The organism is Streptomyces sp. NPDC093586, assembly GCF_044764905.1.
Taxonomy (GTDB): Bacteria; Actinomycetota; Actinomycetes; order Streptomycetales; family Streptomycetaceae; genus Streptomyces.
This window is the reverse complement of record NZ_JBIWJA010000004.1, coordinates 301,255-321,964: the sequence shown is the minus strand read 5'-3', so window position 1 is coordinate 321,964 and position 20,710 is coordinate 301,255. Positions and strand designations below refer to the sequence as shown.

Sequence of the window (20,710 nt, the reverse complement as noted above, 5' to 3'; positions counted from 1 at the left end):
TGGTCCGAATTGGGGATCCCGGATCACCTGCGGCTCATTCGTCGGCCACGGCCCGGACGGTGGTGCCGTCTTCGCTGGTCAGCGTCATGGTTTCGTGGTCGATCCGGTAGTCGACCCGACCCTCGAAGAAGCGGAGCATCCGCTTCTCGGCGTCCATGAGTGAGCCTTCGCACATCATTCGGGTGGTGGCCGGGGCTCCCAGGGTGATATGTCCGTCGCGGACGGTGGCCCCGGCACTGACGCGATTGCAGGGGAGGCGGCCGGAGACGGTGCCCGCCGCCTTGTCGAAGGTGAGGTGGGCTCGGCCCTCTCCGCCCGGGGCGGTGACGGTCCACTCCGTGCCGTACAGGGGCGCGTCCTCGGTCCTGCTGAGGCGGACGGTGTCGCCGGCGGAGGAGGTGAGGGTCAGGCGGTCGCTCGCCGTGTCGGCGGTGAGGGGGCCGCCGGTGAGGACGCGGCCGAGGGACTTCTCGAAGTCCATGGACGTCTCCTCGCAGCCCCTCTCGGTGAACGTGGCGTCGCTGAGCCGGACGCGCTCGCCGTCGATGTCGGCACGGGCGCCGAAGGTGTTGCAGCCGGTGCTGCCGGCCGCCTCGCCGCTGTCGTCGATCCGGACCCGCGCGGTGTCCGGTGCCTGGTGGGTGGTGCCGTCGACGGTGACGCTGTCGATGCTCCACCGGACGCCGGTGAAGGACCGGTCCGCGCCCACCGAGCCGCTGCCGCCGTCCGCCTTCTCGCTGCCGCAGGCCGCCGCGAGCGGGGCGAGCGCGGCGAGGACCGCCACGGTCAGGGTGATGCCGTGCTGCTGCTTCTGCCTCTGCCTCTGCTTCTGCCTGTACATGCCGATTCGACGGAGGCGCGGAGGGTCTGGTTCCCCTCAGCTCATCAGCGGCAGCAGCCCGCCGAGGTCGGCCCGTTCGCCGCTCGCGCTCACCTTCGCGTCCGCCACGGCGTCCTTCCAGGCCAGCCGCCCGGTCGCGAGCCGGACCCAGGTCAACGGGTCGGTCTCGACGACGTTGGGCGGGGTGCCGCGGGTGTGCCGGGGGCCCTCGACGCACTGCACGACGGCGTACGGCGGCACCCGCACCTCCGTCGACCCGCCGGGCGCCTTCACGGCGAGCGCGTCGGCGAGCAGCCGGGTCGCGGCGGCCAGGGCCTGCCGGTCGTACGGGAGGCCGAGACCGGGCACGGCGGCGTTGAGATCGTCGGTGTGGACGACGAGTTCGACGGTGCGGGTGACGAGGTAGTCGTCCAGGGGCAGGGCGCCCGCGTTGGTCTCCAGGAGCCGGCTTCCGGGGTGCTCGGCGAGCAGCGCGCGCAGGTTCTCCTCGATGCCGGCGAGGTGGGCGTCGAGGTCGGGGTGGTCCGCGGCGAGCTTCCGGGTGAAGCCGTCGATCGCCGTGGAGTTGGCGGCGGTGGCGAAGGGCCACTCGACGACCTGGACGTCCTGCCTGGGCGGGGCGGGCCGGTCCACGGCGCGGTGCAGGGCGGTCAGGGCCATCCCGATGTGCGCCACCAGCTCCCGTACGGTCCAGTCCCCCAGGCGGGTGGGCAGCGCGAGCTGCTCGGGGGTGAGCGTGGCGACGGCGGTCCGTACGTGCCCGAACTGGGCGAAAACGGCGGCGCGGGTGCGGACGGGGTCGTAGCTGCGGGCGCGTTTCCTGGCAGGCGGCATGGCGGCGAGCCTAGTCCGCGAGACCGGTGGGCCGCTCGGGAAGCACCGGGTTCGTGCGGGGCCGGCCGGCCGGGGAGGGTTCGGGTACGTCGAAGAGCTCTCCGTTGCGGGGGACGCCGATGCCGCGCCAGGTGAAGGGGACGCCCCGGGCGGTGTCCGGGTCGGGGCCGTCCATCAGCTGGAAGTGGACGTGCGGCTCGGTGGAGTTGCCGGAGTTGCCGCACCGGGCGACGACCTGGCCGGCGTGCACCCGGTCCCCCTCGCGGACGGTGAACGTACCGCGCCGCACATGCGCGTACATCGCGTACGTGCCGTCACCGAGGTCCAGCACCAGATGGTTGCCGACGATGCGGCGGACCCCGGCCAGCTCGCGGACCGAGCCCTCGACGAGCATCAGGTACAGCAGCGCGGGCAGGGATGTGCGGCTGAGGTGGTCGCGCTGGCCGTCATCGGCCCGTACGACCATGCCGTCGGCCACCGCGAGCAGCGGGGCGCCGAACGCCGGGAAGTCGCGGCTGCGGCGGGCGAGCGGCCACAGGGCGCGGAAACCGGGACGGGCACCGGGCCCCGGCTCGGCGACGAGGTCGATGGCGAAGGTCTGGCCGTAGGCGTGGACGCCGTGGCTCGGGGTGCGGTCGGCCGGGCTGTTCAGCGCGGACCAGCGGCCGGTGACGGGCGGGGCGACCTCGACGGGCTCACGGGCGGTGCGCGGGGCGTCCGGGGCGCCGCCCCAGCGGTTGACCACGGTGATCAGGACGTACGCCAGGACCAGAGGCAGGAGATCCAGCCAGAAGGGGTGGTCCAGGCCGAAGAGGATGTCGGCGGCCACCAGGGCGACGAACCCCAGTTGCAGCGCCCGGAAGGTGATCATGGCGAGCTTGCGGACGGACATCGTGCCCCCTCGTCGATCGTGTCGTTCCCGGTCAGTGCCGGGCCGTCGACAGCGCCACCAGCAGCGGTACGACCCGCCCCGGCGGCACCTCGTGGCGGCCCCGGCCTGTGGTGTGCAGCCAGCCGGCGCCGGTGAGCTGGCGCAGGTGGTGGTAGATCTGGCCCGTCGTGCCCACCCCGTCCAGCTCGGCCAGTTCGGCGGCGGTGCGCCGGCCGCCGAGGATCTCGCGCAGCAGCCGCAGGCGGACGGGGTGCCCGAGCGCGGCGAACGCCTCGGCCGCCTCGGCCCAGTCGGCGTCCATCAGATCCTCGGTGAGCGCACCGTGCTGCCAGTCGTACCGCTCTCCGGTCGGCAGGCGTACCGAGCCGGTGAACAGCACCCCGCCGTCCGCCGCCTCCGACTCCGAGAGCTGCTCCTTCAGCCCCTCCAGGGCCCAGAAGTCGCCCTCGCCGGGAGAGGGCGGGGCGGGCCGGCCGGCGGCTTCCAGCGCGGCGAGGCGCCGTTCGAGGTCGGCCACGCGTCGTTCCAGTTGCTTCACTCAGTAGAGATTACGTAGTTTCGTAATTCCGTTCAACCGTCACTCGTACGTGTGTCTGGCAGTGCGGACCCGCCCCGGAGCGCCGCAGCCCGGAAACACTGGTCCGCGCCTGGAAGGAGGTGCAACATGACGGTTATGGCCGAGCACACGTCTCAGATGTCGGTGGACGAGTTCGAAACGATCGCCTCCGCCGCTCCCGAGACCGTCACGTTGGAGTTCGTTGACGGACGGATCGGGGTCAAGCCGGTGACAGACGGGGATCACAACAGCATCGTGTCCTGGCTGGCCAAACGCTGTATGCAGACCCGGCCTGACCTGGACCTGTATCAGACGCAGGGGCTACGGGTCGACGCCTACCGGCAGAGCAGGGCACGGCCGGACGCCGTGCTCGCACCCGAGGCCCACTTCGCGGGACACGGCGAATGGGCCGACCCGGCCGGAACGCTCATGGTCGTCGAGGTCACCTCGTACGACTCGGACACGGACCGGCGGGACCGGCACGAGAAGCCGGCCGCGTACGGGCAGGCGGGGATCCCCCTGTACCTCCTGATCGACCGGGACACCTGCACGATCACGGTGCACAGCAGCCCGGACCGGCGGGTCGGTGGCTACCGGGACGTCCGCGTCGCGAAGTTCGGCGAGACGGTCGTCCTTCCCGACCCGGTCGGCATCGAACTCGACACGGAGATCCTCAAGAACTACGTCCGCTGAGACGACGAGGTCCCGCCCGGAAGCGACCGGGCGGGACCTCTTCCTGTACGGCCGCTTACGCCAGCAGCGCCGGGATCGTGCCCTCGTGGGCCTCGCGCAGCTCGGTCAGGGGGAGGGTGAACTCGCCCTGGACCTCCACCGCGTCGCCGTCCACCACGCCGATGCGGGTCGCCGGCAGACCGCGCGCGGCGCACATGTCGGTGAAGCGGAGCTCCTCCGAACGCGGGACGGCGACGACCGCGCGGCCCGCCGACTCCGAGAACAGGAAGGTGAAGGCGTCCAGCCCGTCCGGGACGACCAGACGCGCGCCCTTGCCGCCGAGCAGCGCCGACTCCACGACCGCCTGGACCAGGCCGCCGTCGGACAGGTCGTGCGCCGAGTCGACCATGCCGTCGCGGGAGGCGGAGATCAGGATCTCGCCGAGGAGGCGCTCCCGCTCCAGGTCGACCTTCGGGGGCAGGCCGCCGAGGTGGTCGTGGATCACCTGGGACCAGGCCGAGCCGCCGAACTCCTCGCGGGTGTCGCCGAGGAGGTAGAGCAGCTGGCCGTCCTCCTGGAAGGCGACCGGCGTACGGCGGGCCACGTCGTCGATGACGCCGAGGACCGCGACCACCGGGGTGGGGTGGATGGCGGCCTCGCCGGTCTGGTTGTAGAGCGAGACGTTGCCGCCGGTCACCGGGGTGCCGAGCTGCAGACAGCCGTCGGCCAGACCGCGCACGGCCTCCGCGAACTGCCACATGACCGCCGGGTCCTCCGGCGAGCCGAAGTTCAGGCAGTCGGAGACCGCGAGGGGCTTCGCACCGGTGGTGGCGACGTTGCGGTACGCCTCCGCCAGCGCCAGCTGCGCGCCCGTGTACGGGTCGAGCTTGGCGTAGCGGCCGTTGCCGTCCGTGGCGATGGCGACGCCGAGGCCGGTCTCCTCGTCGATGCGGATCATGCCCGAGTCCTCGGGCTGGGCGAGGACGGTGTTGCCCTGCACGAAGTGGTCGTACTGCTGGGTGATCCACTGCTTGGACGCCTGGTTCGGGGAGGACACCAGCTTCAGGACCTGGTCCTTCAGCTCCTCACCGGACTGCGGCCGGGGCAGCTTGTTCGCGTCGTCCGCCTGGAGCGCGTCCTGCCACTCGGGGCGGGCGTACGGGCGCTCGTAGACCGGGCCCTCGTGCGCGACCGTGCGCGGGTCGACGTCGACGATCTTGCCGCCGTGCCAGTAGATCTCCAGACGGTCGCCGTCGGTCACCTCGCCGATGACGGTGGCGATGACGTCCCACTTGTCGCAGATCTCCAGGAAGCGGTCGACCTTGCCGGGCTCGACCACCGCGCACATGCGCTCCTGCGACTCGCTCATGAGGATCTCCTCGGGCGAGAGCGTGGAGTCGCGCAGGGGCACGTCGTCCAGGGTGACGCGCATGCCGCCGGAGCCGTTCGACGCCAGCTCGCTGGTCGCGCAGGACAGGCCCGCGGCGCCGAGGTCCTGGATGCCGACGACCAGCTTCTCCTTGAACGCCTCCAGGGTGCACTCGATGAGGAGCTTCTCCTGGAAGGGGTCGCCGACCTGGACGGCGGGGCGCTTGGACGGCTTCGCGTCGTCGAAGGTCTCCGAGGCCAGGATCGAGGCGCCGCCGATGCCGTCGCCGCCGGTGCGGGCGCCGTAGAGGATGACCTTGTTGCCCGCGCCGGACGCCTTGGCGAGGTGGATGTCCTCGTGCCGCATGACGCCGATGGCACCGGCGTTGACCAGCGGGTTGCCCTGGTAGCAGGCGTCGAAGACGACCTCGCCGCCGATGTTGGGCAGGCCCAGGCAGTTGCCGTAGCCGCCGATGCCGGCGACGACGCCGGGCAGGACGCGCTTGGTGTCGGGGTGGTCGGCCGCGCCGAAGCGCAGCGGGTCCACGACCGCGACCGGGCGGGCGCCCATCGCGATGATGTCGCGGACGATGCCGCCGACACCCGTGGCCGCGCCCTGGTAGGGCTCCACGTACGACGGGTGGTTGTGCGACTCGACCTTGAAGGTGACCGCGTAGCCCTGGCCGACGTCGACGACGCCGGCGTTCTCGCCGATGCCGACGAGCATCGCGTCGTTGGCGGGGGCCTTCTCGCCGAACTGACGGAGGTGGACCTTGGAGGACTTGTACGAGCAGTGCTCGGACCACATGACCGAGTACATGGCGAGTTCGGCACCGGTGGGCCGACGGCCGAGGATCTCCACGACCCTCTCGTACTCGTCCTTCTTCAGGCCCAGCTCGGCCCAGGGCAGCTCGACGTCGGGGGTCGCGGCCGCGTGCTCGACCGTGTCCAGAGGCGTCCGGCTCATGCGTTGACCAGCTTCTTGAGGATCGAGGTGAAGAACGGGAGGCCGTCGGTGCGGCCGGTGCCGATCAGCGGCTCGACGGCGTGCTCGGGGTGCGGCATCAGGCCGACGACGTTGCCCGCCGCGTTGGTGATGCCGGCGATGTCGTTGAGCGAGCCGTTGGGGTTGACGTCGAGGTAACGGAAGGCGACGCGGCCCTCGGCCTCCAGCTCGTCCAGCGTGCGCCGGTCGGCGACGTAGCGCCCGTCCATGTTCTTCAGCGGGATGTGGATCTCCTGGCCGGCGCTGTAGTCGCCGGTCCAGGCGGTGTCCGCGTTCTCCACCCGCAGCTTCTGGTCGCGGCAGATGAAGTGCAGGTGGTCGTTGCCGAGCATCCCGCCGGGCAGCAGGTGGGCCTCCGTGAGGATCTGGAAGCCGTTGCAGATGCCGAGCACGGGGAGGCCGGCCTTCGCCTGGTCGATGACCGTGTCCATCACCGGCGAGAAGCGTGCGATGGCCCCGGCGCGCAGATAGTCGCCGTAGGAGAAACCGCCGCACAGCACCACGGCGTCGACCTGCTTGAGGTCCTTGTCCTTGTGCCACAGCGCCACGGGTTCGGCGCCGGCGACGCGGATCGCGCGCTGCGTGTCCCGGTCGTCGAGGCTGCCGGGGAAAGTGACGACGCCAATACGAGCGGTCACTTCACGGCCTCCGCGGCGACATCCCCGGACTCGACCTTGACGGTGAAGTCCTCGATCACGGTGTTGGCGAGGAAGGATTCCGCAAGATCGTGGATGCGGGCGAGGGCGGCCTCGTCGACCGGCCCGTCAACTTCCAGTTCGAAACGCTTTCCCTGGCGGACGTCCGAGATCCCCTCGAAACCCAGTCGCGGCAGTGCGCGCTGCACCGCCTGGCCCTGGGGGTCGAGGATCTCCGGCTTGAGCATGACGTCGACTACGACGCGTGCCACTGGCACTCCCGGTGTGTGGTGCTGAGCAGGTTCCTTCAGACTACCCGTACAAAATTTCTACGCGCGTAGCCTTGGAGGAAAGCACGTGACGTCTGTCACGGTTCCCCATCGGGGGGAGATCCGCGAGAAAAGGTTCGGGAAAGATCCCGGATCCACCGCGGACGCCTATTGCGCGGCAGACACGCGGAGAGATTTAGTCGGGCTTCCCATTGCAATGCCGGGCACTGTACAAATGAAATGTCATTAGCCGATACTTTGCCCAATTACAGGCGAACAGTCGGCATCATCGCGGCGTCCTGGCACGTCATCGCGGAGATGCCGCACGAAGGGACCGATATTCGTGGCGCAGCGTGTCGTGGTCACTCTCTTTGACGACATCGACGGCTCGGAAGCGGCGGAGACGATCGCCTTCGGGGTCGACGGCCGGATGTACGAGATCGACCTGAACGAAGCCAATGCCCGGAAACTGCGCAAGGCCCTCGAGCCCTACGTGTCGGCGGGCCGGAAGCGGTCGCGGTCCGGGAAGGCGTACCGGCAGACGGAGGTCGCGCCCGATCCGGCGGCCGTCCGGGCCTGGGCCCAGGCGAACAGGATGGACGTGCCCGCGCGGGGCCGGATCCCGAAGAAGGTCTACGAGGCGTTCGCCGAGGCGCAGTGAGCGGTCGCGGCCGGCCCCGCCCGGCCGCCGCCCCGGCGGTCCGGCGGCCGGGCGGGGGCCGCCGACGGCCGCTCAGCCGCCCGCCGCGGCAGCCGACTTGCGCAGCACCCCGGGTGATCAGCTAAAGTCTGGAGCACGCCGAGGGGCGAGGCCGAAAAGCCCAGCTCACGGAACATGCGGGTGTAGTTCAGTAGTAGAACATCCCCCTTCCAGGGGGAAGGCGCAGTGTGCAATTCCTGTCACCCGCTCTGCACCGCCGTACCGATCACTCAAGTCGATCAGGTAGGCTGGTGCTCGCACCGATCGGTGAACGCCGGTCGGAGGCAACGCGGACGTAGCTCAGTTGGTAGAGCGCAACCTTGCCAAGGTTGAGGTCGCGAGTTCGAGCCTCGTCGTCCGCTCGGGAATCAGACCCCGGTCCTCCAGGACCGGGGTCTTTTCGTGTGCCCTGTTCCAGAACGTCGTCTGACATTTGTCATGCCGAGCGATGACGGCACGCACTGCCGCAGGGACCGCGGTGCCGGGACGCTTGGGGCATGCGAGCAAACGGACACGAGCACGTGATCGAGGTCACCGACCTGCGGCGTGTGTACGGGGGCGGGTTCGAGGCGGTGCGCGGGATCGACTTCTCCGTGCGCCGCGGGGAGATCTTCGCGCTGCTGGGCACCAACGGAGCCGGCAAGACCTCGACGGTCGAGCTTCTCGAGGGTCTCGCCGCACCGGCCGGCGGGCAGGTGCGCGTCCTCGGACACGACCCGTACACCGAGCGGGCCGCCGTACGCCCCCGCACCGGCGTGATGCTCCAGGAGGGCGGTTTCCCCTCCGAGCTGACCGTCGCCGAGACCGCGCGGATGTGGGCGGGCTGCGTGAGCGGGGCCCGGCCCGAGGCGGAGGTGCTGGCGCTGGTCGGGCTGTCGGGCAAGAGGGGCACCCGCGTGAAGCAGCTCTCCGGCGGCGAGCGGCGCCGCCTGGACCTGGCACTCGCGCTGCTCGGCGAGCCCGAGGTCCTCTTCCTCGACGAGCCCACCACCGGACTGGACGCCGAAGGCCGCCGCGACACCTGGGAGTTGGTGCGCTCGCTGCGCGACGCGGGTACGACGGTGCTGCTGACCACGCACTACCTGGAGGAGGCCGAGGACCTCGCCGACCGGCTCGCGATCCTGCACGAGGGCCGCATCGCCGCCACCGGGACCCCGGCCGAGGTGACCGCCACCCAGCCCTCCCGGATCTCCTTCGAGCTGCCCGAGGGCTACTTCGTCGGCGACCTGCCGCCGCTCGGCGAGCTGGGCGTGAGCGAGCACCGGGTCGACGGGCGGGTCGTGCGGCTGCGCACCCGGGAACTCCAGCGGGCGGCCACCGCGCTGCTGGTGTGGGCCGAACGGGCCGGCGTCGAACTGCGCGGACTGGACGTGCGGTCCGCGTCCCTGGAGGAGGCGTTCCTGCGGATCGCCGAGGAGGCGTCCGCGGGGACCACGGCGACGAAGGAGTACGCGGCATGACCGGCACCGGAACCGGAACCGGAACCAAGGAGCGTGCGGCGCGGGAGGGCGGGCCGGCCGTCACCACGCCGCTGGGCCGGATGACCGCGCTCGCCCGCGCCGAACTGACGCTGCTGGGACGGAGCAAGGGCACGCTCGTCGCCGCCCTGTTCGTGCCGCTGGTGCTGCCGGTCAGCGTGCGGTCGGCGGCCGACGAGATGGACCTCGCCGGGGCCGGACTGACCGTCGGCACGGTCGTCCTGCCCGCCGCGATCGGCTTCTCCCTGCTGTTCGCCGTCTACGCGGCCCTCGTCGGCGTCTTCGTCGTCCGGCGCGAGGAACTCGTGCTCAAGCGGCTGCGCACCGGCGAGCTGCGGGACGCCGAGATCCTCGGCGGTGCCGCGCTGCCGGCCGCCGTCATCGGACTCGTGCAGTGCCTGCTGCTGACGGCGGGCTGCGCGGTCCTGCTCGGCCTCTCCGCGCCGTCCGCGCCCCATCTGGCCGTCATCGGCGTGCTGTTGGGCCTCGTCCTGTGCGCCGGCCTCGCGGCGGTCACCGCGGGCTTCACCCGGACCGGCGAGAGCGCGCAGGTCACGCCGATGCCCCTGATGATCGTCTCGATGATCGGCTCCGGCCTGTTCGTCCCGCTGGAACTGATGCCCGACCGGGTGGCCTCCGTCTGCGAGCTGCTGCCGCTGACCCCCGTGGTCACGCTGGTCCGCGGCGGCTGGACCGGTGATCTGTCGGCCTTCGAGGCCCTGGGCGCGATCGCCACGGCGGTGGCCTGGACCGTGATCGCGGTGTTTGCTGTACGGCGATGGTTCCGCTGGGAACCGCGACGCTGACGTACGGGCGGGCCGGGACCGGGGCCGGAGAGAGCGGGATGGACGGGGTGAGCGGGGACATGCGCAGGCCACAGCGCTGGTGGCGGCGGAAGAGCACACCGGCGAAGGTGGAGACGTACACACGGTGGTCGTTCCACTTCTTCGGGGTCATCGAGGTCCTCGCGCTGGGGGTGACGAACTACGGCCAGGTCGGGCCGCGGCTCGCGACCGGGATGTGCCTGCCGGTCGTCGCCCACGCCGTGCTCTGCATGCTGGTCGCATCGCGGGCACTGGACTGGACGCGCGGCCGGCGTGCGCAGCCCGTCCGGCTGCTGTGGGCGCTCGCCGCGCTCACCGCGGTGATCGCCGTCGCCGCGATCGGTCTCGCCGAGCGCGGACCGGGCGGGCAGGACGTGGACTCCGCGGCAGGGGGGATCTTCGGAGGGGTGCTCTGCTTCGGCGCCGGCACGATCACCCTCGGCGTGCACAACCGGCGCCGGGTGGTCGCCGTCGTCGGCGGCTTCGCGTTCGGTGCCGGAGTCGTGTCCTTCCCGTTGGGCATGCCGGGCCTCGCCTCGCTCATGGTGGCGTGCTTCGTGCTGGTGGGCGGCGGGTTCCTCGCCTTCACCTCGATCTTCTCCGTCTGGCTGCTCAACGCGGTCTACGCGCTCGACGAGGCCAGGGAGACCCGGGCCCGGCTCGCCGTCGCCGAGGAACGGCTGCGGTTCGGCCGCGACCTGCACGACGTGATGGGGCGGAACCTGGCCGTGATCGCGCTCAAGAGCGAGCTGGCCGTGCAGCTGTCCCGGCGCGGACGGCCCGAGGCGGTGGAGCAGATGATCGAGGTGCAGCGCATCGCGCAGGAGTCGCAGCGGGAGGTCCGCGACGTCGTCCGCGGTTACCGGGAGGCCGACCTGGAGGTCGAACTCGCCGGTGCCCGGGGCGTGCTGATCGCGGCCGGGATCGACTGCGAGGTGCGCGGCGACACGGCCGGGCTGCCCGCCGAGGTGCAGTCGGCGCTGGGCTGGGTGGTGCGGGAGGCGGCCACGAACGTGCTGCGGCACGGGGACGCGGAACGGTGTGCCGTGGTGGTGCGGTTGTCGGAGGGGCGTGTGGTGCTGACGGTGGAGAACGACGGGGTGACGGAGCCGGCCGGGGCGGGGTCCCCCGGTGTCCGGGGCGGCCCCGGGACCTCCGGCGGCTCGGGGCTCGCGGGGCTGCGGGAACGGCTGTCCGCCGTGGGCGGCACGCTGGAGGCCGGGCCCACCGGCAAGGGCGTGTTCCGGCTCACGGCCGAGGTGCCGCTGCCCCTGGCCGTCGGCTCCGTGCTGGAGGTGGCGTCGTGACGGACCCCGTGCGCGTTCTGCTCGCCGACGACGAGCATCTGATCCGTGGTGCGCTGGCCGCCCTGCTCTCCCTGGAGGACGACCTCGTGGTGGTCGCCGAGGCGGCCACCGGCCCGGAGGCCCTGGCGATGGCCCGGGCGCACACGCCGGACGTGGCCGTACTGGATCTCCAGATGCCCGGCGCGGACGGTGTGAAAGTCGCCACGTCCCTGCGGACGGAGGTGCCCGGCTGCCGGGTGCTGATCGTGACCAGCCACGGTCGGCCCGGGCATCTGAAACGGGCCCTGGCCGCCGGGGTGCGCGGCTTCGTCCCCAAGACGGTCAGCGCCCAGCGCCTCGCGGAGATCATCCGCACGGTGCGGGCCGGAAACCGTTACGTCGACCCGGAGTTGGCCGCGGACGCGATCTCCGCCGGGGACTCGCCGCTGACCGCGCGGGAGGCCGAGGTGCTGGAGCTCGCGGCCGACGGGGCGCCCGTCGCGGAGATCGCCGAACGGGCCGCGCTCGCCGAGGGGACCGTGCGGAACTACCTGTCGTCGGCCGCCACGAAGCTCGGTGCGGAGAACCGGCACGCGGCGGTGCGTCTCGCGCGGGAGCGGGGTTGGGTATAGTGGCTGTCGCACCACGGCGAAGACCGCGGCGCAGGCGAACGTAGCTCAGTTGGTAGAGCGCAACCTTGCCAAGGTTGAGGTCGCGAGTTCGAACCTCGTCGTTCGCTCCACGGAAGAAGCCCCCGGTTCCGGCCGGGGGCTTCTTCGTGTCTCCGCGTCCTACCAGCGCACGCCCGTCAGGCGCTCGTACGCCTCGACGTACTTGGCACGGGTCGCGTCCACGACGTGCTGCGGCAGCGGCGGCGGGGGCTGCTCGCTCCTCCGGTCCCAGCCGGACTCCGGCGACGTCAGCCAGTCCCGCACGAACTGCTTGTCGTACGACGGCTGCGCACGGCCCGGCTGCCACTGGTCGGCGGGCCAGAAGCGGGAGGAGTCCGGGGTGAGGACCTCGTCGGCGAGGACGAGGTCCTCACCCTCGAAGCCGAACTCGAACTTGGTGTCGGCCAGGATGATCCCGCGCTCGCGGGCGATGTCCCGGGCGCGGGAGTAGACGGCCAGGGTGGCCTGGCGCAGGCGGGCCGCGGTGTCCGCGCCGGTCCGGCGGGCGACCTCCTCGTAGGAGACGTTCTCGTCGTGCTCGCCGACCTCGGCCTTGGTGGCCGGGGTGAAGATCGGGGCGGGCAGCTCCGAGCCGTCGACGAGGCCCTCGGGGAGGGCCAGGCCGCAGACGGTGCGGGTCTCGTCGTACTCGGCCAGGCCCGAGCCGGTGAGGTAGCCGCGGGCCACGCACTCCACGGGGACCATGCGCAGCGACTTGCAGACCAGGGTGCGGCCCTGCCAGTCGGCGGGGGCGCCCTCGGGCAGCGCGGTGCTCAGGACGTGGTTGGGGGCCAGGTCGGCGAGCTGGTCGAACCACCACAGGGAGAGCTGGGTGAGCACCCGGCCCTTGTCGGGGATCTCGGTGGGCAGCACCCAGTCGTAGGCGGACATGCGGTCGCTGGCGACCATCACGAGGTCGCCCGCCTCGTTCCGGTACAGGTCGCGCACCTTGCCGGTGTGCAGATGCACCAGGCCCGGAACCTCAAGCGGCTCGGGCTTTTCGACGAATCCGGACACGGTTCCTCCCCGTGGTTCTGTCCAAGTACGTCGATTCTCCCGTACGCGGCGGCCGGTCTCCCCGCGGGGTGGCCGCGGGCGGGATCAGTCGCGTTTGCAGATGCGGTCCAGGAGGTTGGCGGTGGCCCGCTGGACACGCGGGTCGACGTGGCCGGGGCGGTCCAGGGCCGGGGACCAGGCGAACGTCCCGGACGCGAAGACCCAGGCGCCGGACGGCGCCCGGTACAGGGACGTCTCCTGGTGGCGCCGGGCGCCGCGGACGTCGGTGTACGGGGAGTGGGCGAGCAGCACGCGCTCGTCGTGCTCGGGGAGCGGGGTGCGCGGGAAGTAGCGGTCGGCCTCGCCCGCGACCAGGCCCTCGATCCCGTCGCCCTCCTGGGCGCCGGTGGCCTCCCACAGCCAGTGGCCGGCGTTGCGGACGATCAACGGGTGCGGTTCGGGGACGCGGCCGGCGTACTGGATGCCGAGCAGTTGCTGCTCGGCGCGGTCGATCTCCCGCCACAGCACCGGACGGCCGGGGCCCTGGCGTTTGCGGCAGGTCAGCAGGCGGTCGGGGACGCCGGAGGGGGAGGGGGACAGCTCCACCTGCCAGTACATGGTGTTGGCGGACAGGAAGACCAGGGAGGTGCCGTGGTCGCGGGCCTGCTCGGTGGTGCGGCGCATGGCCGCGGACCAGTACTCGTCGTGGCCGGGGAAGACCAGGCCCCGGTAGCGGGTCGGGTCGACGCGGCCGGAGTGCAGGTCGCGGGCTTCGGCGTAGGCGAGGTCGTAGCCGTAGCGCTCGGCGAAGCGGATGAAGTCGTAGGCGTGACCGACGTGCAGGGGCAGGCCGGCACCCGCGTAGGGGCGGTCGAAGGAGACGGTCGTCGCGGCGTCCGCCTCGCCGAGCAGCCGGCCCTCCTCGTCCCAGGCGTGGTAGAGGCTGGCGCCGGTGCGGCCGTCCTCCGGGTAGAGGTTGTACGCCTGCCAGGTGATGTCCGGCAGGAGCAGCAGGAGGTCGGCCGGGTGGTCGTCGCGGACCGTGAAGGGGACGTGGGAGCGGTAGCCGTCGGCGGTGGTGAGGACGGCGACGTACGCGCCGATGTTCCAGTACGACGGTATCTGCAGCCGCCAGGACAGCCACCAGTGGTGGCAGGAGACCGTGCGGTCGGCGGCGAGCGGCGCGGGCTGGACGATGCCGGACAGGCGGGGGCTGGTGGTGATCTTGGCGGCGCCGTCCCCGCCGTAGTGGCCGATCCGGTAGACGTCGACGCTGAACTCCTGCGGCGGGTCGACGGTGATGTGGAAGTCGATGGCCTCGCCGGGTGCGACGGCTCCGGTGGCGGTGAAGCCCTTGATCTGGCGGCGGACGTCGTCGGCGGCGCGGGGACCGCCCGTGGTGGAGCGCCGCTCGGGGCCCCGCCTGCCTGTCCCGGCCCGGGAGCCGGCCCCGGCCGGGTCCGGGTCGGGTTCCGGGTCCACGTACCAGGGGACGACCTGGCCGGTGTCGCTGAAGTAGGTCTCGCTGCCGCGCAGCCAGGGGACGGGGCCCTGGCCGAAGGGATCCGTCACGGCGTGCGCGAGTGCTCCCGACTCCCAGCGGCGGATGTGCTCGGGCCCCATGGGACTGTCCCCTCCCTCGTGCCCCCGTGGGCGTGCGTATGACGAACGCCTTTGCCTGTGCGCGATCGGTCCCAGCACATCACATTCAGCGCGCGCGTTGTCACTGTTCGTTGTGAAGTGACCGAAAGTGGAGTCGATGAGTCCGACTCCCGGGGAGCCGTGGCCTCAGACCAGGCGTACCGGTTTCTCCGCGCGTATGCCGAGCTCCGTCAGCCAGGCGCGCAGGGGGGCCGGGTCGCCGGTCTCGACGAGGCTGCGGACGCGGGGGGCCAGGTCCGCGGCGCGGACGCCGTTGACCAGGAGGGACGGGCCGTCGAGCCAGTCCAGGCCGGGGGTGGCTCCGGCGGTGTCCATCGCGGCGCAGCACACCATCGCCGTGATGTGGTCGGTGAGGACCTCGCGGCCGGTGCGCGGGGGCTGGAGCGGGAGGAGGGGCAGCACGCGGTCGTCCCAGAGGGCGCTGTCGGGGCCGGCCCGGCCCGCGGCCGCTCCGGATCCCCGGGTCCGGCTCCCGGCGGTTCCGGTCTCCTCGCGAGCCAGTTGCGCGCTGAGCCCGGCGGCCAGGGCGGCGCCCCGGGGGGTGGTGTCGGCGAGGTCGTCATCGTCGTCGCCGGGGGCGGGAGCGGGGGCCTGGCGGGGGGCGGTGGTGAGCACGGGATCGTGGACGACCGGCTCGGCGCCGACCCCCGTGCGGTCCCCGGTCCCCGCCCGGTCCCCGGTCTCCGCCTCGGGCCTGGCCCCGGACTCGGTCTCGTGCCCGTCCCGGTCCACCGACGGGCCGGACGTCGGCGTGGCGGGGCGGTCCGTGAGGTGGTCCAGGACGCGGGCCAGGGTGGGGCCGTCGGTGCCCGGGGCGGCGTCCTCGGCGGTGCGGCGGACGCCCAGGGTGTCCAGGACGCGGTGGAGGCGGGCGGCGTCCGCGCGCCAGGTCCGGTCGACGACCTCCTCCGGATACTCGTCCCATCCCACCGGCGCCCAGTCCGGGCCGGTCTGTGCCGGTCCTCCGTGGAAGAGGCGCGCGGCGAGCAGGGAGACCGCCTCGTCGACCAGTCCGGGCTCCTCCAGCAGGTCGCAGGCGGGACGCTCGCCCAGGCGTGAGGTGAAGCCCTCGGCCAGGCGGTCGCGGCGGGACAGCTCCGTGAGCGCCGCGACGACGCCCATGTCCAGGCGGGCGGGCCAGCGGCCCATCCGCCAGGCGGGCAGCGCCACCCGCGTCAGCAGCCGGTCCCAGCCCGCGTACGCCAGCCCGACCTGCTCCTGGGCGACGATCCGCAGCCCGTAGTCCACGGCCTGTGCGCGCTCGGCGGCCGCCGCCGCGACGCCCCGCTCCATCTCGGCGGCGTGGACGCGGCAGCTGCGCAGCAGCAGCCGGGACACCTGGCCGAGGCCGGCCCACACCGCACGGGGCAGCAGGCGGCGGTTCCGCGCCGAGGCCACCGCGACCGCGGCGTCCAGGCCCCGTATGAAGCGCCGGGCGGCGGCTATGTCGGGGTGCGCCGACGGTCCCGTACCGGCGACGACCGGGGCGAGGACCGCGCGCAGCTCGCCCACGCGCATCCACCACAGGAAGGGCGAGCCGATGACGAGGACGGGCGCGGCGGGACCGCCGCGGCGGGCGGGTCCGCCCGGACCGGCCACGTCCCCGTGCCGCTCCTCGGGCGGCGGACCGTGGGCGGGGTGGGTGCGGTCCTCCAGCCAGCTGTCGCAGTCCGGCGTGAGCGCTATCGCGGACGGGGCGGGCACCTCGAGCCGGTCGGCGAGGTCGCGCACCATCCGGTAGAGGTCCGGCGCCGACCCCTCGGCGACCGGGACCGTCGGGGTCATGGCGGGCCGGGCACGGGCGACGACCAGGGCGATCCCCGCGGCGACCGACAGGACGAGGAGGGCGAGCGCGGACACGGTCCAGCGGGCGGCGTCCCAGCCCGCGCCCACGAGATGGCCGGTCCGGCCGCCCGCGAGCAGGATCACGGCGGCGGCGGCGGGCAGCAGGGCGACGGCCAGCGCCCGGCTGCGGACGCGCAGCACGGCCAGCGCCCGGGAACGCGCGGCCTGCGCACCCGCCTCCACACCACCGATACCGGTCACGACCTGACCTCACCCCCTCCTTGCCGCCCTGGGACCGCGCTCTCGCTGTTGCTCACTCCCCCACTGTGGCACCCGCCACTGACATCGCAATGCCGGTGGGCCAAGTGCCGGAACGCTTGCGCGGCACCCTAGTTGGGGCCTTCGCGCCCGTCAGCCGTATGGCGCATCGGTCACTCGATGGAATGGCTTTGGGGAAAGGTGGATGACGGACAGCAAGGATCAGGCCCCGGCTCCTGGGACGGAACCGGGGCCTGTCGGGCCGGGTGCGGAGAGGCCGTTCTCCGGGGAGGTCAGGCCCCCGTCGCGCCCTGCGCCGCCGCGTCCGCCGCCGCCTTCGCCGCGATGTCCGTGCGGTGCTGGGAGCCGTCGAGGCCGATGCGGGCGACGGCCCGGTAGGCGCGGTCGCGGGCCTCGGTGAGGTCCGCGCCGGTGGCCGTGACGGACAGGACGCGGCCGCCGGCGCTGACCACGGCGTCGCCCTCGCGCCGGGTGCCGGCGTGCAGGACGTAGGCGTGCGGGGCGTCCTCGGCGGCCACCTCGTCGAGACCGGTGATCGGATCGCCGGTGCGCGGGGTGCCGGGGTAGCCGTGGGAGGCGACGACCACGGTGACGGCCGCCTCCTCGCTCCAGCGCAGGGGCTCCAGGTCGGCGAGGTTGCCGGTGGCGGCGGCCATCAGCAGCCCGGCGAGCGGGGTCTTCAGGCGGGCCAGCACGACCTGGGTCTCGGGGTCGCCGAAGCGGGCGTTGAACTCGATCACGCGGACGCCCCGGGAGGTGATCGCGAGACCGGCGTAGAGGAGGCCGGAGAACGGGGTGCCGCGGCGGCGCATCTCGTCGACGGTCGGCTGGAGCACGCTCTCCACGACCTCGTCGACGAGCTTGGGGTCGGCCCACGGCAGCGGCGAGTACGCGCCCATGCCGCCGGTGTTCGGGCCCTCGTCGCCGTCGAGGGCGCGCTTGAAGTCCTGGGCGGGCTGGAGCGGGCGCACGTTCTCGCCGTCGGTGACGGCGAAGAGGGACACCTCCGGGCCGTCGAGGTACTCCTCGACGACCACGCGCTCGCAGGCGTTCGCGTGCGCCCTGGCGGCCTCGATGTCGTCGGTGACGACGACGCCCTTGCCGGCGGCGAGTCCGTCGTCCTTGACGACGTACGGGGCGCCGAAGGCGTCGAGGGCCGCATCGACCTCGGCCGGGGTCGTGCAGACGTAGGAGCGGGCCGTGGGTACTCCGGCGCCGGCCATCACGTCCTTCGCGAAGGCCTTGGAGCCCTCCAGTTGCGCGGCCCGGCCGGAGGGGCCGAAGACCGGGATGCCCGCCTCGCGCACGGCGTCGGCGACCCCGGCGACGAGGGGCGCCTCGGGTCCGACCACGACCAGGTCGGCACCCAGCTCGGTGGCCAGCGCCGTCACGGCCGCGCCGTCGAGGGCGTCGACCTGGTGCAGTTCGGCGACCTCGGCGATACCGGCGTTGCCGGGTGCGCAGTGCAGCGCGGTGACGTCGGGGTCGAGGGACAGGGAACGGCACAGGGCGTGTTCGCGGGCGCCGCCGCCGATGACAAGGACCTTCACGGGGGTCAGCCTAATGGGAACGGGCCCCGGCGGTTTGTGCGGGCTTCCGAAGGGGCGGGCGGGGAGGGCTTGTGCGTTCCTCCAGCAGGCGCCCCCCTTGCCGGGCCGTGCCCGGGCGGCGGAGGGCGCCTACTCGTGCGCGATCTCCTCCACCACCGTCGCCCCCAGCTCCCGTACGAGCAGGTCCTTGCCGGAGAGGGCCGACTCGTCGAGGTCCGGGTCGTCGTCCTCCGGGATGTCGTCCTCCGGCGAGACCGGGGGCGGCGGCTCGGGAGCCGCGGGCCGGGGAGCGGGGTCGCCCGCCGGAGCAGCCGAGCCGTGGGCGGGGGGAGCCGCGGGGGCCCCCGCGCCCTGGGCCGGCGGGCCCGCGGGTGCCGGTGCCGCCGACCGCTGAGCGGGCGCGACGCCGGCCGGTCCCCCGTAGCCACCGCCGCCGTACCCGCCGTACCCGCCGGACGGGGCGGCGGAGGGCGGGGGCGCCGAGCCACCGGAGGGGTCGACGACCGCGTCGACCTTCCACTGCACGTTGAACTGCTCGGCGAGGGCCTGCCGCAGCACGTCCTCGCTGCCGCTGCTCAGGAAGTTGTCGCGGGCCCCGGCGTTGACGAAGCCGATCTGGAGGGTCGTGCCGTCGAAGCCGGTCACCTGGGCGTTCTGGCTGAGCAGGATCCAGGTGAACCGGCGGCGGTTCTTGACCGCCTCCAGGATGTTGGGCCACAGCGAGCGCGGGTCGGGTCCGCCGGCCGGGACCGGCGCCGGGGCGGCGGGCGGCACGACGGCGGCCGGCGCGGGGGCGGCGGGAGGCTGGGCCGGGGCGGCCGGCGCCTGGGGCTGTCCGCCGCCCGCCGGGGCTGCCGTGGGCCATCCTCCGGGTCGCCGCCCGCCGCCCGCGGGAGCCGCGGTGGGCCAGGCGCCGGGCGCGGGCGCGGCGGGTGCCGGAGCGGGCGTCGGCGTAGAGGCGGGAGCGGGCGTCGGCGCCGGAGCAGGAGTGGGCGTCGGCGCAGGAGCGGGGGTGGGCGCAGGAGCGGGGGTGGGGCCGGCGGCAGGCGCCGAAGGCGCGCCTTCCCCGGCCGCCGCGCCCTGGCCGCCGACGCCGGCTCCCCGTACCGCCGCCCGGGCCGCGGCCGGACCGCCACCCGGCGGGACCGGCGCGGCGGCCGCCGGGCTCGCGGCACCCACGGCACCGGTGTGCGCCTCGGGCCCGGGCACGTGTCCCATGGCGGGCGCCTGGGAGCCCGCCGAGAACTGCACCCCGCGTTCGATCCGGTCCAGCCGGGCCATCACCGACCGCTCGTCCCCGTACGCGGCGGGCAGCAGCACGCGCGCGCAGATCAGCTCCAGCTGGAGGCGGGGCGAGTGGGCGCCGCGCATCTCGGTGAGGCCCTCGTTGACGAGGTCGGCGGCGCGGCTCAGCTCGGCCGCGCCGAAGGACCGCGCCTGGGCCTGCATCCGCTCGACGACGTCGGCGGGGGCGTCGATGAGCCCCTTCTCCGCGGCGTCGGGCACGGCGGCGAGGATGACGAGGTCGCGGAGCCGCTCCAGCAGGTCGGTGACGAAGCGCCGCGGGTCGTTGCCGCCCTCGATCACCCGGTCCACGACCTCGAAGGCGGCCGAGCCCTCTCCCGAGGCGAACGCCTCGACGACGGAGTCGAGCAGCGAGCCGTCCGTGTAGCCGAGGAGGGCCGTCGCCATGGCGTACGTCACACCGTCGGCACCGGCTCCGGCGAGGAGCTGGTCCATGACGGACATGGAGTCACGCACCGAACCGGCACCCGCCCGCACGACCAGCGGCAGCACGCCGTCCTCGACGGGGATGTCCTCCTTGGCGCACACCTCGGCGAGGTAGTCGCGCAGGGTGCCGGGCGGCACGAGCCGGAACGGGTAGTGGTGGGTCCGCGACCGGATGGTCCCGATGACCTTCTCGGGCTCGGTGGTCGCGAAGATGAACTTCAGGTGCTCCGGCGGCTCCTCGACCACCTTGAGCAGGGCGTTGAAGCCCGCCGACGTGACCATGTGGGCCTCGTCGATGATGTAGATCTTGTACCGGCTGTGGGCGGGCCCGAAGAACGCCTTCTCGCGCAGGTCACGGGCGTCGTCCACGCCACCGTGCGAGGCGGCGTCGATCTCGATGACGTCGATCGAACCCGGCCCGTTCCTCGCCAGGTCGCGGCAGGACTGGCACTCGCCGCACGGCGTGGGCGTGGGGCCCTGCTCGCAGTTCAGGCAGCGGGCCAGGATGCGCGCGCTGGTCGTCTTGCCGCATCCGCGCGGTCCGCTGAACAGGTACGCGTGGTTGACCCGGTTGTTCCGCAGCGCCTGCTGCAGCGGGTCGGTGACATGCCCCTGCCCGATGACCTCGGCGAAGGACTCCGGGCGGTAACGGCGGTAGAGCGCGAGAGACGACAC

General features: G+C 73.1%; 18 protein-coding genes and 3 tRNA genes. 9 read left to right on the top strand and 12 right to left on the bottom strand.

Features of this window, described 5'->3' with window-relative positions; genetic code table 11:
• Positions 1 to 34 precede the first annotated feature (34 nt).
• From ACIRFH_RS07325 to ACIRFH_RS07310, 4 genes are read right to left on the bottom strand one after another with little or no spacing between them, the layout of a single operon-like run.
• Positions 35 to 841 (bottom strand): META domain-containing protein, encoded by an 807-nt coding sequence (locus ACIRFH_RS07325; protein WP_403517738.1) that lies wholly within the window; start codon positions 839 to 841, stop codon positions 35 to 37.
• 36 nt (positions 842 to 877) lie between these two features.
• Entirely contained in the window at positions 878 to 1,675 is a 798-nt protein-coding gene (locus ACIRFH_RS07320) for a sterol carrier family protein (RefSeq protein ID WP_403517736.1), read from the bottom strand.
• Positions 1,676 to 1,685: 10 nt separating this feature from the next.
• A complete protein-coding gene (locus tag ACIRFH_RS07315; protein WP_403517735.1) occupies positions 1,686 to 2,567 on the bottom strand; it encodes a M23 family metallopeptidase in 882 nt (293 codons plus the stop codon).
• 31 nt (positions 2,568 to 2,598) lie between these two features.
• Complete coding sequence (locus ACIRFH_RS07310) at positions 2,599 to 3,084, bottom strand: ArsR/SmtB family transcription factor (RefSeq protein WP_403517795.1); 486 nt, start codon at positions 3,082 to 3,084, stop codon at positions 2,599 to 2,601.
• Between the two features lie 147 nt (positions 3,085 to 3,231).
• Between ACIRFH_RS07310 and ACIRFH_RS07305 the strand changes: the two genes are divergently transcribed.
• Positions 3,232 to 3,816, top strand: a complete 585-nt coding sequence (locus ACIRFH_RS07305) for a Uma2 family endonuclease (protein ID WP_403517734.1) — start codon at positions 3,232 to 3,234, stop codon at positions 3,814 to 3,816.
• A gap of 55 nt (positions 3,817 to 3,871) precedes the next feature.
• On the opposite strand, the gene purL is transcribed toward ACIRFH_RS07305, so the two are convergent.
• Genes purL through purS form a run of 3 tightly spaced genes read right to left on the bottom strand, consistent with a single transcriptional unit; the run spans position 3,872 to position 7,076 of the window.
• The gene (gene purL, locus ACIRFH_RS07300) at positions 3,872 to 6,130 is read right to left on the bottom strand and encodes a phosphoribosylformylglycinamidine synthase subunit PurL (RefSeq protein ID WP_403517732.1); all 2,259 of its coding nucleotides are present in this window, start codon (positions 6,128 to 6,130) and stop codon (positions 3,872 to 3,874) included.
• Positions 6,127 to 6,807, bottom strand: coding sequence for a phosphoribosylformylglycinamidine synthase subunit PurQ (gene purQ / locus ACIRFH_RS07295; protein WP_356557245.1), 681 nt, complete (start codon positions 6,805 to 6,807; stop codon positions 6,127 to 6,129). The genes purL and purQ overlap by 4 nt, the downstream gene beginning before the upstream one ends.
• Positions 6,804 to 7,076: a phosphoribosylformylglycinamidine synthase subunit PurS gene (gene purS, locus ACIRFH_RS07290; RefSeq protein WP_403517730.1), complete on the bottom strand. Its 273-nt coding sequence runs from the start codon at positions 7,074 to 7,076 to the stop codon at positions 6,804 to 6,806. Before purS ends, purQ begins: the two co-directional genes overlap by 4 nt.
• A gap of 340 nt (positions 7,077 to 7,416) precedes the next feature.
• Between purS and ACIRFH_RS07285 the strand changes: the two genes are divergently transcribed.
• The 8 genes from ACIRFH_RS07285 (at position 7,417) to ACIRFH_RS07250 (ending at position 12,103) form a co-directional block, all read left to right on the top strand.
• On the top strand, positions 7,417 to 7,734 hold the full coding sequence (locus ACIRFH_RS07285) for an Lsr2 family protein (RefSeq protein ID WP_127894179.1): 318 nt from the start codon (positions 7,417 to 7,419) through the stop codon (positions 7,732 to 7,734).
• 176 nt (positions 7,735 to 7,910) lie between these two features.
• Positions 7,911 to 7,982: transfer RNA gene (locus ACIRFH_RS07280), tRNA-Gly, on the top strand.
• 80 nt (positions 7,983 to 8,062) lie between these two features.
• Positions 8,063 to 8,135, top strand: a tRNA-Gly gene (locus ACIRFH_RS07275).
• A 135-nt stretch (positions 8,136 to 8,270) separates the two neighbouring features.
• Positions 8,271 to 9,233 carry an ABC transporter ATP-binding protein gene (locus ACIRFH_RS07270; RefSeq protein ID WP_403517728.1) on the top strand — a complete coding sequence of 321 codons (963 nt, stop codon included), beginning with the start codon at positions 8,271 to 8,273 and terminating at the stop codon, positions 9,231 to 9,233.
• Entirely contained in the window at positions 9,230 to 10,057 is an 828-nt protein-coding gene (locus ACIRFH_RS07265) for an ABC transporter permease (protein ID WP_403517726.1), read from the top strand. The genes ACIRFH_RS07270 and ACIRFH_RS07265 overlap by 4 nt, the downstream gene beginning before the upstream one ends.
• A 59-nt stretch (positions 10,058 to 10,116) precedes the next feature.
• Positions 10,117 to 11,382, top strand: coding sequence for a sensor histidine kinase (locus tag ACIRFH_RS07260; protein WP_403517793.1), 1,266 nt, complete (start codon positions 10,117 to 10,119; stop codon positions 11,380 to 11,382).
• Positions 11,379 to 11,993: a response regulator gene (locus ACIRFH_RS07255; protein WP_403517725.1), complete on the top strand. Its 615-nt coding sequence runs from the start codon at positions 11,379 to 11,381 to the stop codon at positions 11,991 to 11,993. Before ACIRFH_RS07260 ends, ACIRFH_RS07255 begins: the two co-directional genes overlap by 4 nt.
• Before the next feature lie 34 nt (positions 11,994 to 12,027).
• Positions 12,028 to 12,103, top strand: a tRNA-Gly gene (locus ACIRFH_RS07250).
• 49 nt (positions 12,104 to 12,152) lie between these two features.
• Here the strand turns inward: ACIRFH_RS07250 and ACIRFH_RS07245 are convergent.
• The 5 genes from ACIRFH_RS07245 to ACIRFH_RS07225 form a co-directional block, all read right to left on the bottom strand.
• Entirely contained in the window at positions 12,153 to 13,049 is an 897-nt protein-coding gene (locus ACIRFH_RS07245; RefSeq protein ID WP_403517723.1) for a phosphoribosylaminoimidazolesuccinocarboxamide synthase, read from the bottom strand.
• An 84-nt stretch (positions 13,050 to 13,133) separates the two neighbouring features.
• Positions 13,134 to 14,651, bottom strand: coding sequence for a N,N-dimethylformamidase beta subunit family domain-containing protein (locus ACIRFH_RS07240; RefSeq protein ID WP_403517718.1), 1,518 nt, complete (start codon positions 14,649 to 14,651; stop codon positions 13,134 to 13,136).
• Positions 14,652 to 14,816: 165 nt separating this feature from the next.
• Positions 14,817 to 16,736: a hypothetical protein gene (locus ACIRFH_RS07235; protein WP_403517716.1), complete on the bottom strand. Its 1,920-nt coding sequence runs from the start codon at positions 16,734 to 16,736 to the stop codon at positions 14,817 to 14,819.
• A gap of 290 nt (positions 16,737 to 17,026) precedes the next feature.
• Positions 17,027 to 18,304, bottom strand: coding sequence for a phosphoribosylamine--glycine ligase (gene purD / locus ACIRFH_RS07230; RefSeq protein WP_403517714.1), 1,278 nt, complete (start codon positions 18,302 to 18,304; stop codon positions 17,027 to 17,029).
• Between the two features lie 129 nt (positions 18,305 to 18,433).
• Positions 18,434 to 20,710 carry a DNA polymerase III subunit gamma and tau gene (locus ACIRFH_RS07225; protein ID WP_403517713.1) on the bottom strand — a complete coding sequence of 759 codons (2,277 nt, stop codon included), beginning with the start codon at positions 20,708 to 20,710 and terminating at the stop codon, positions 18,434 to 18,436.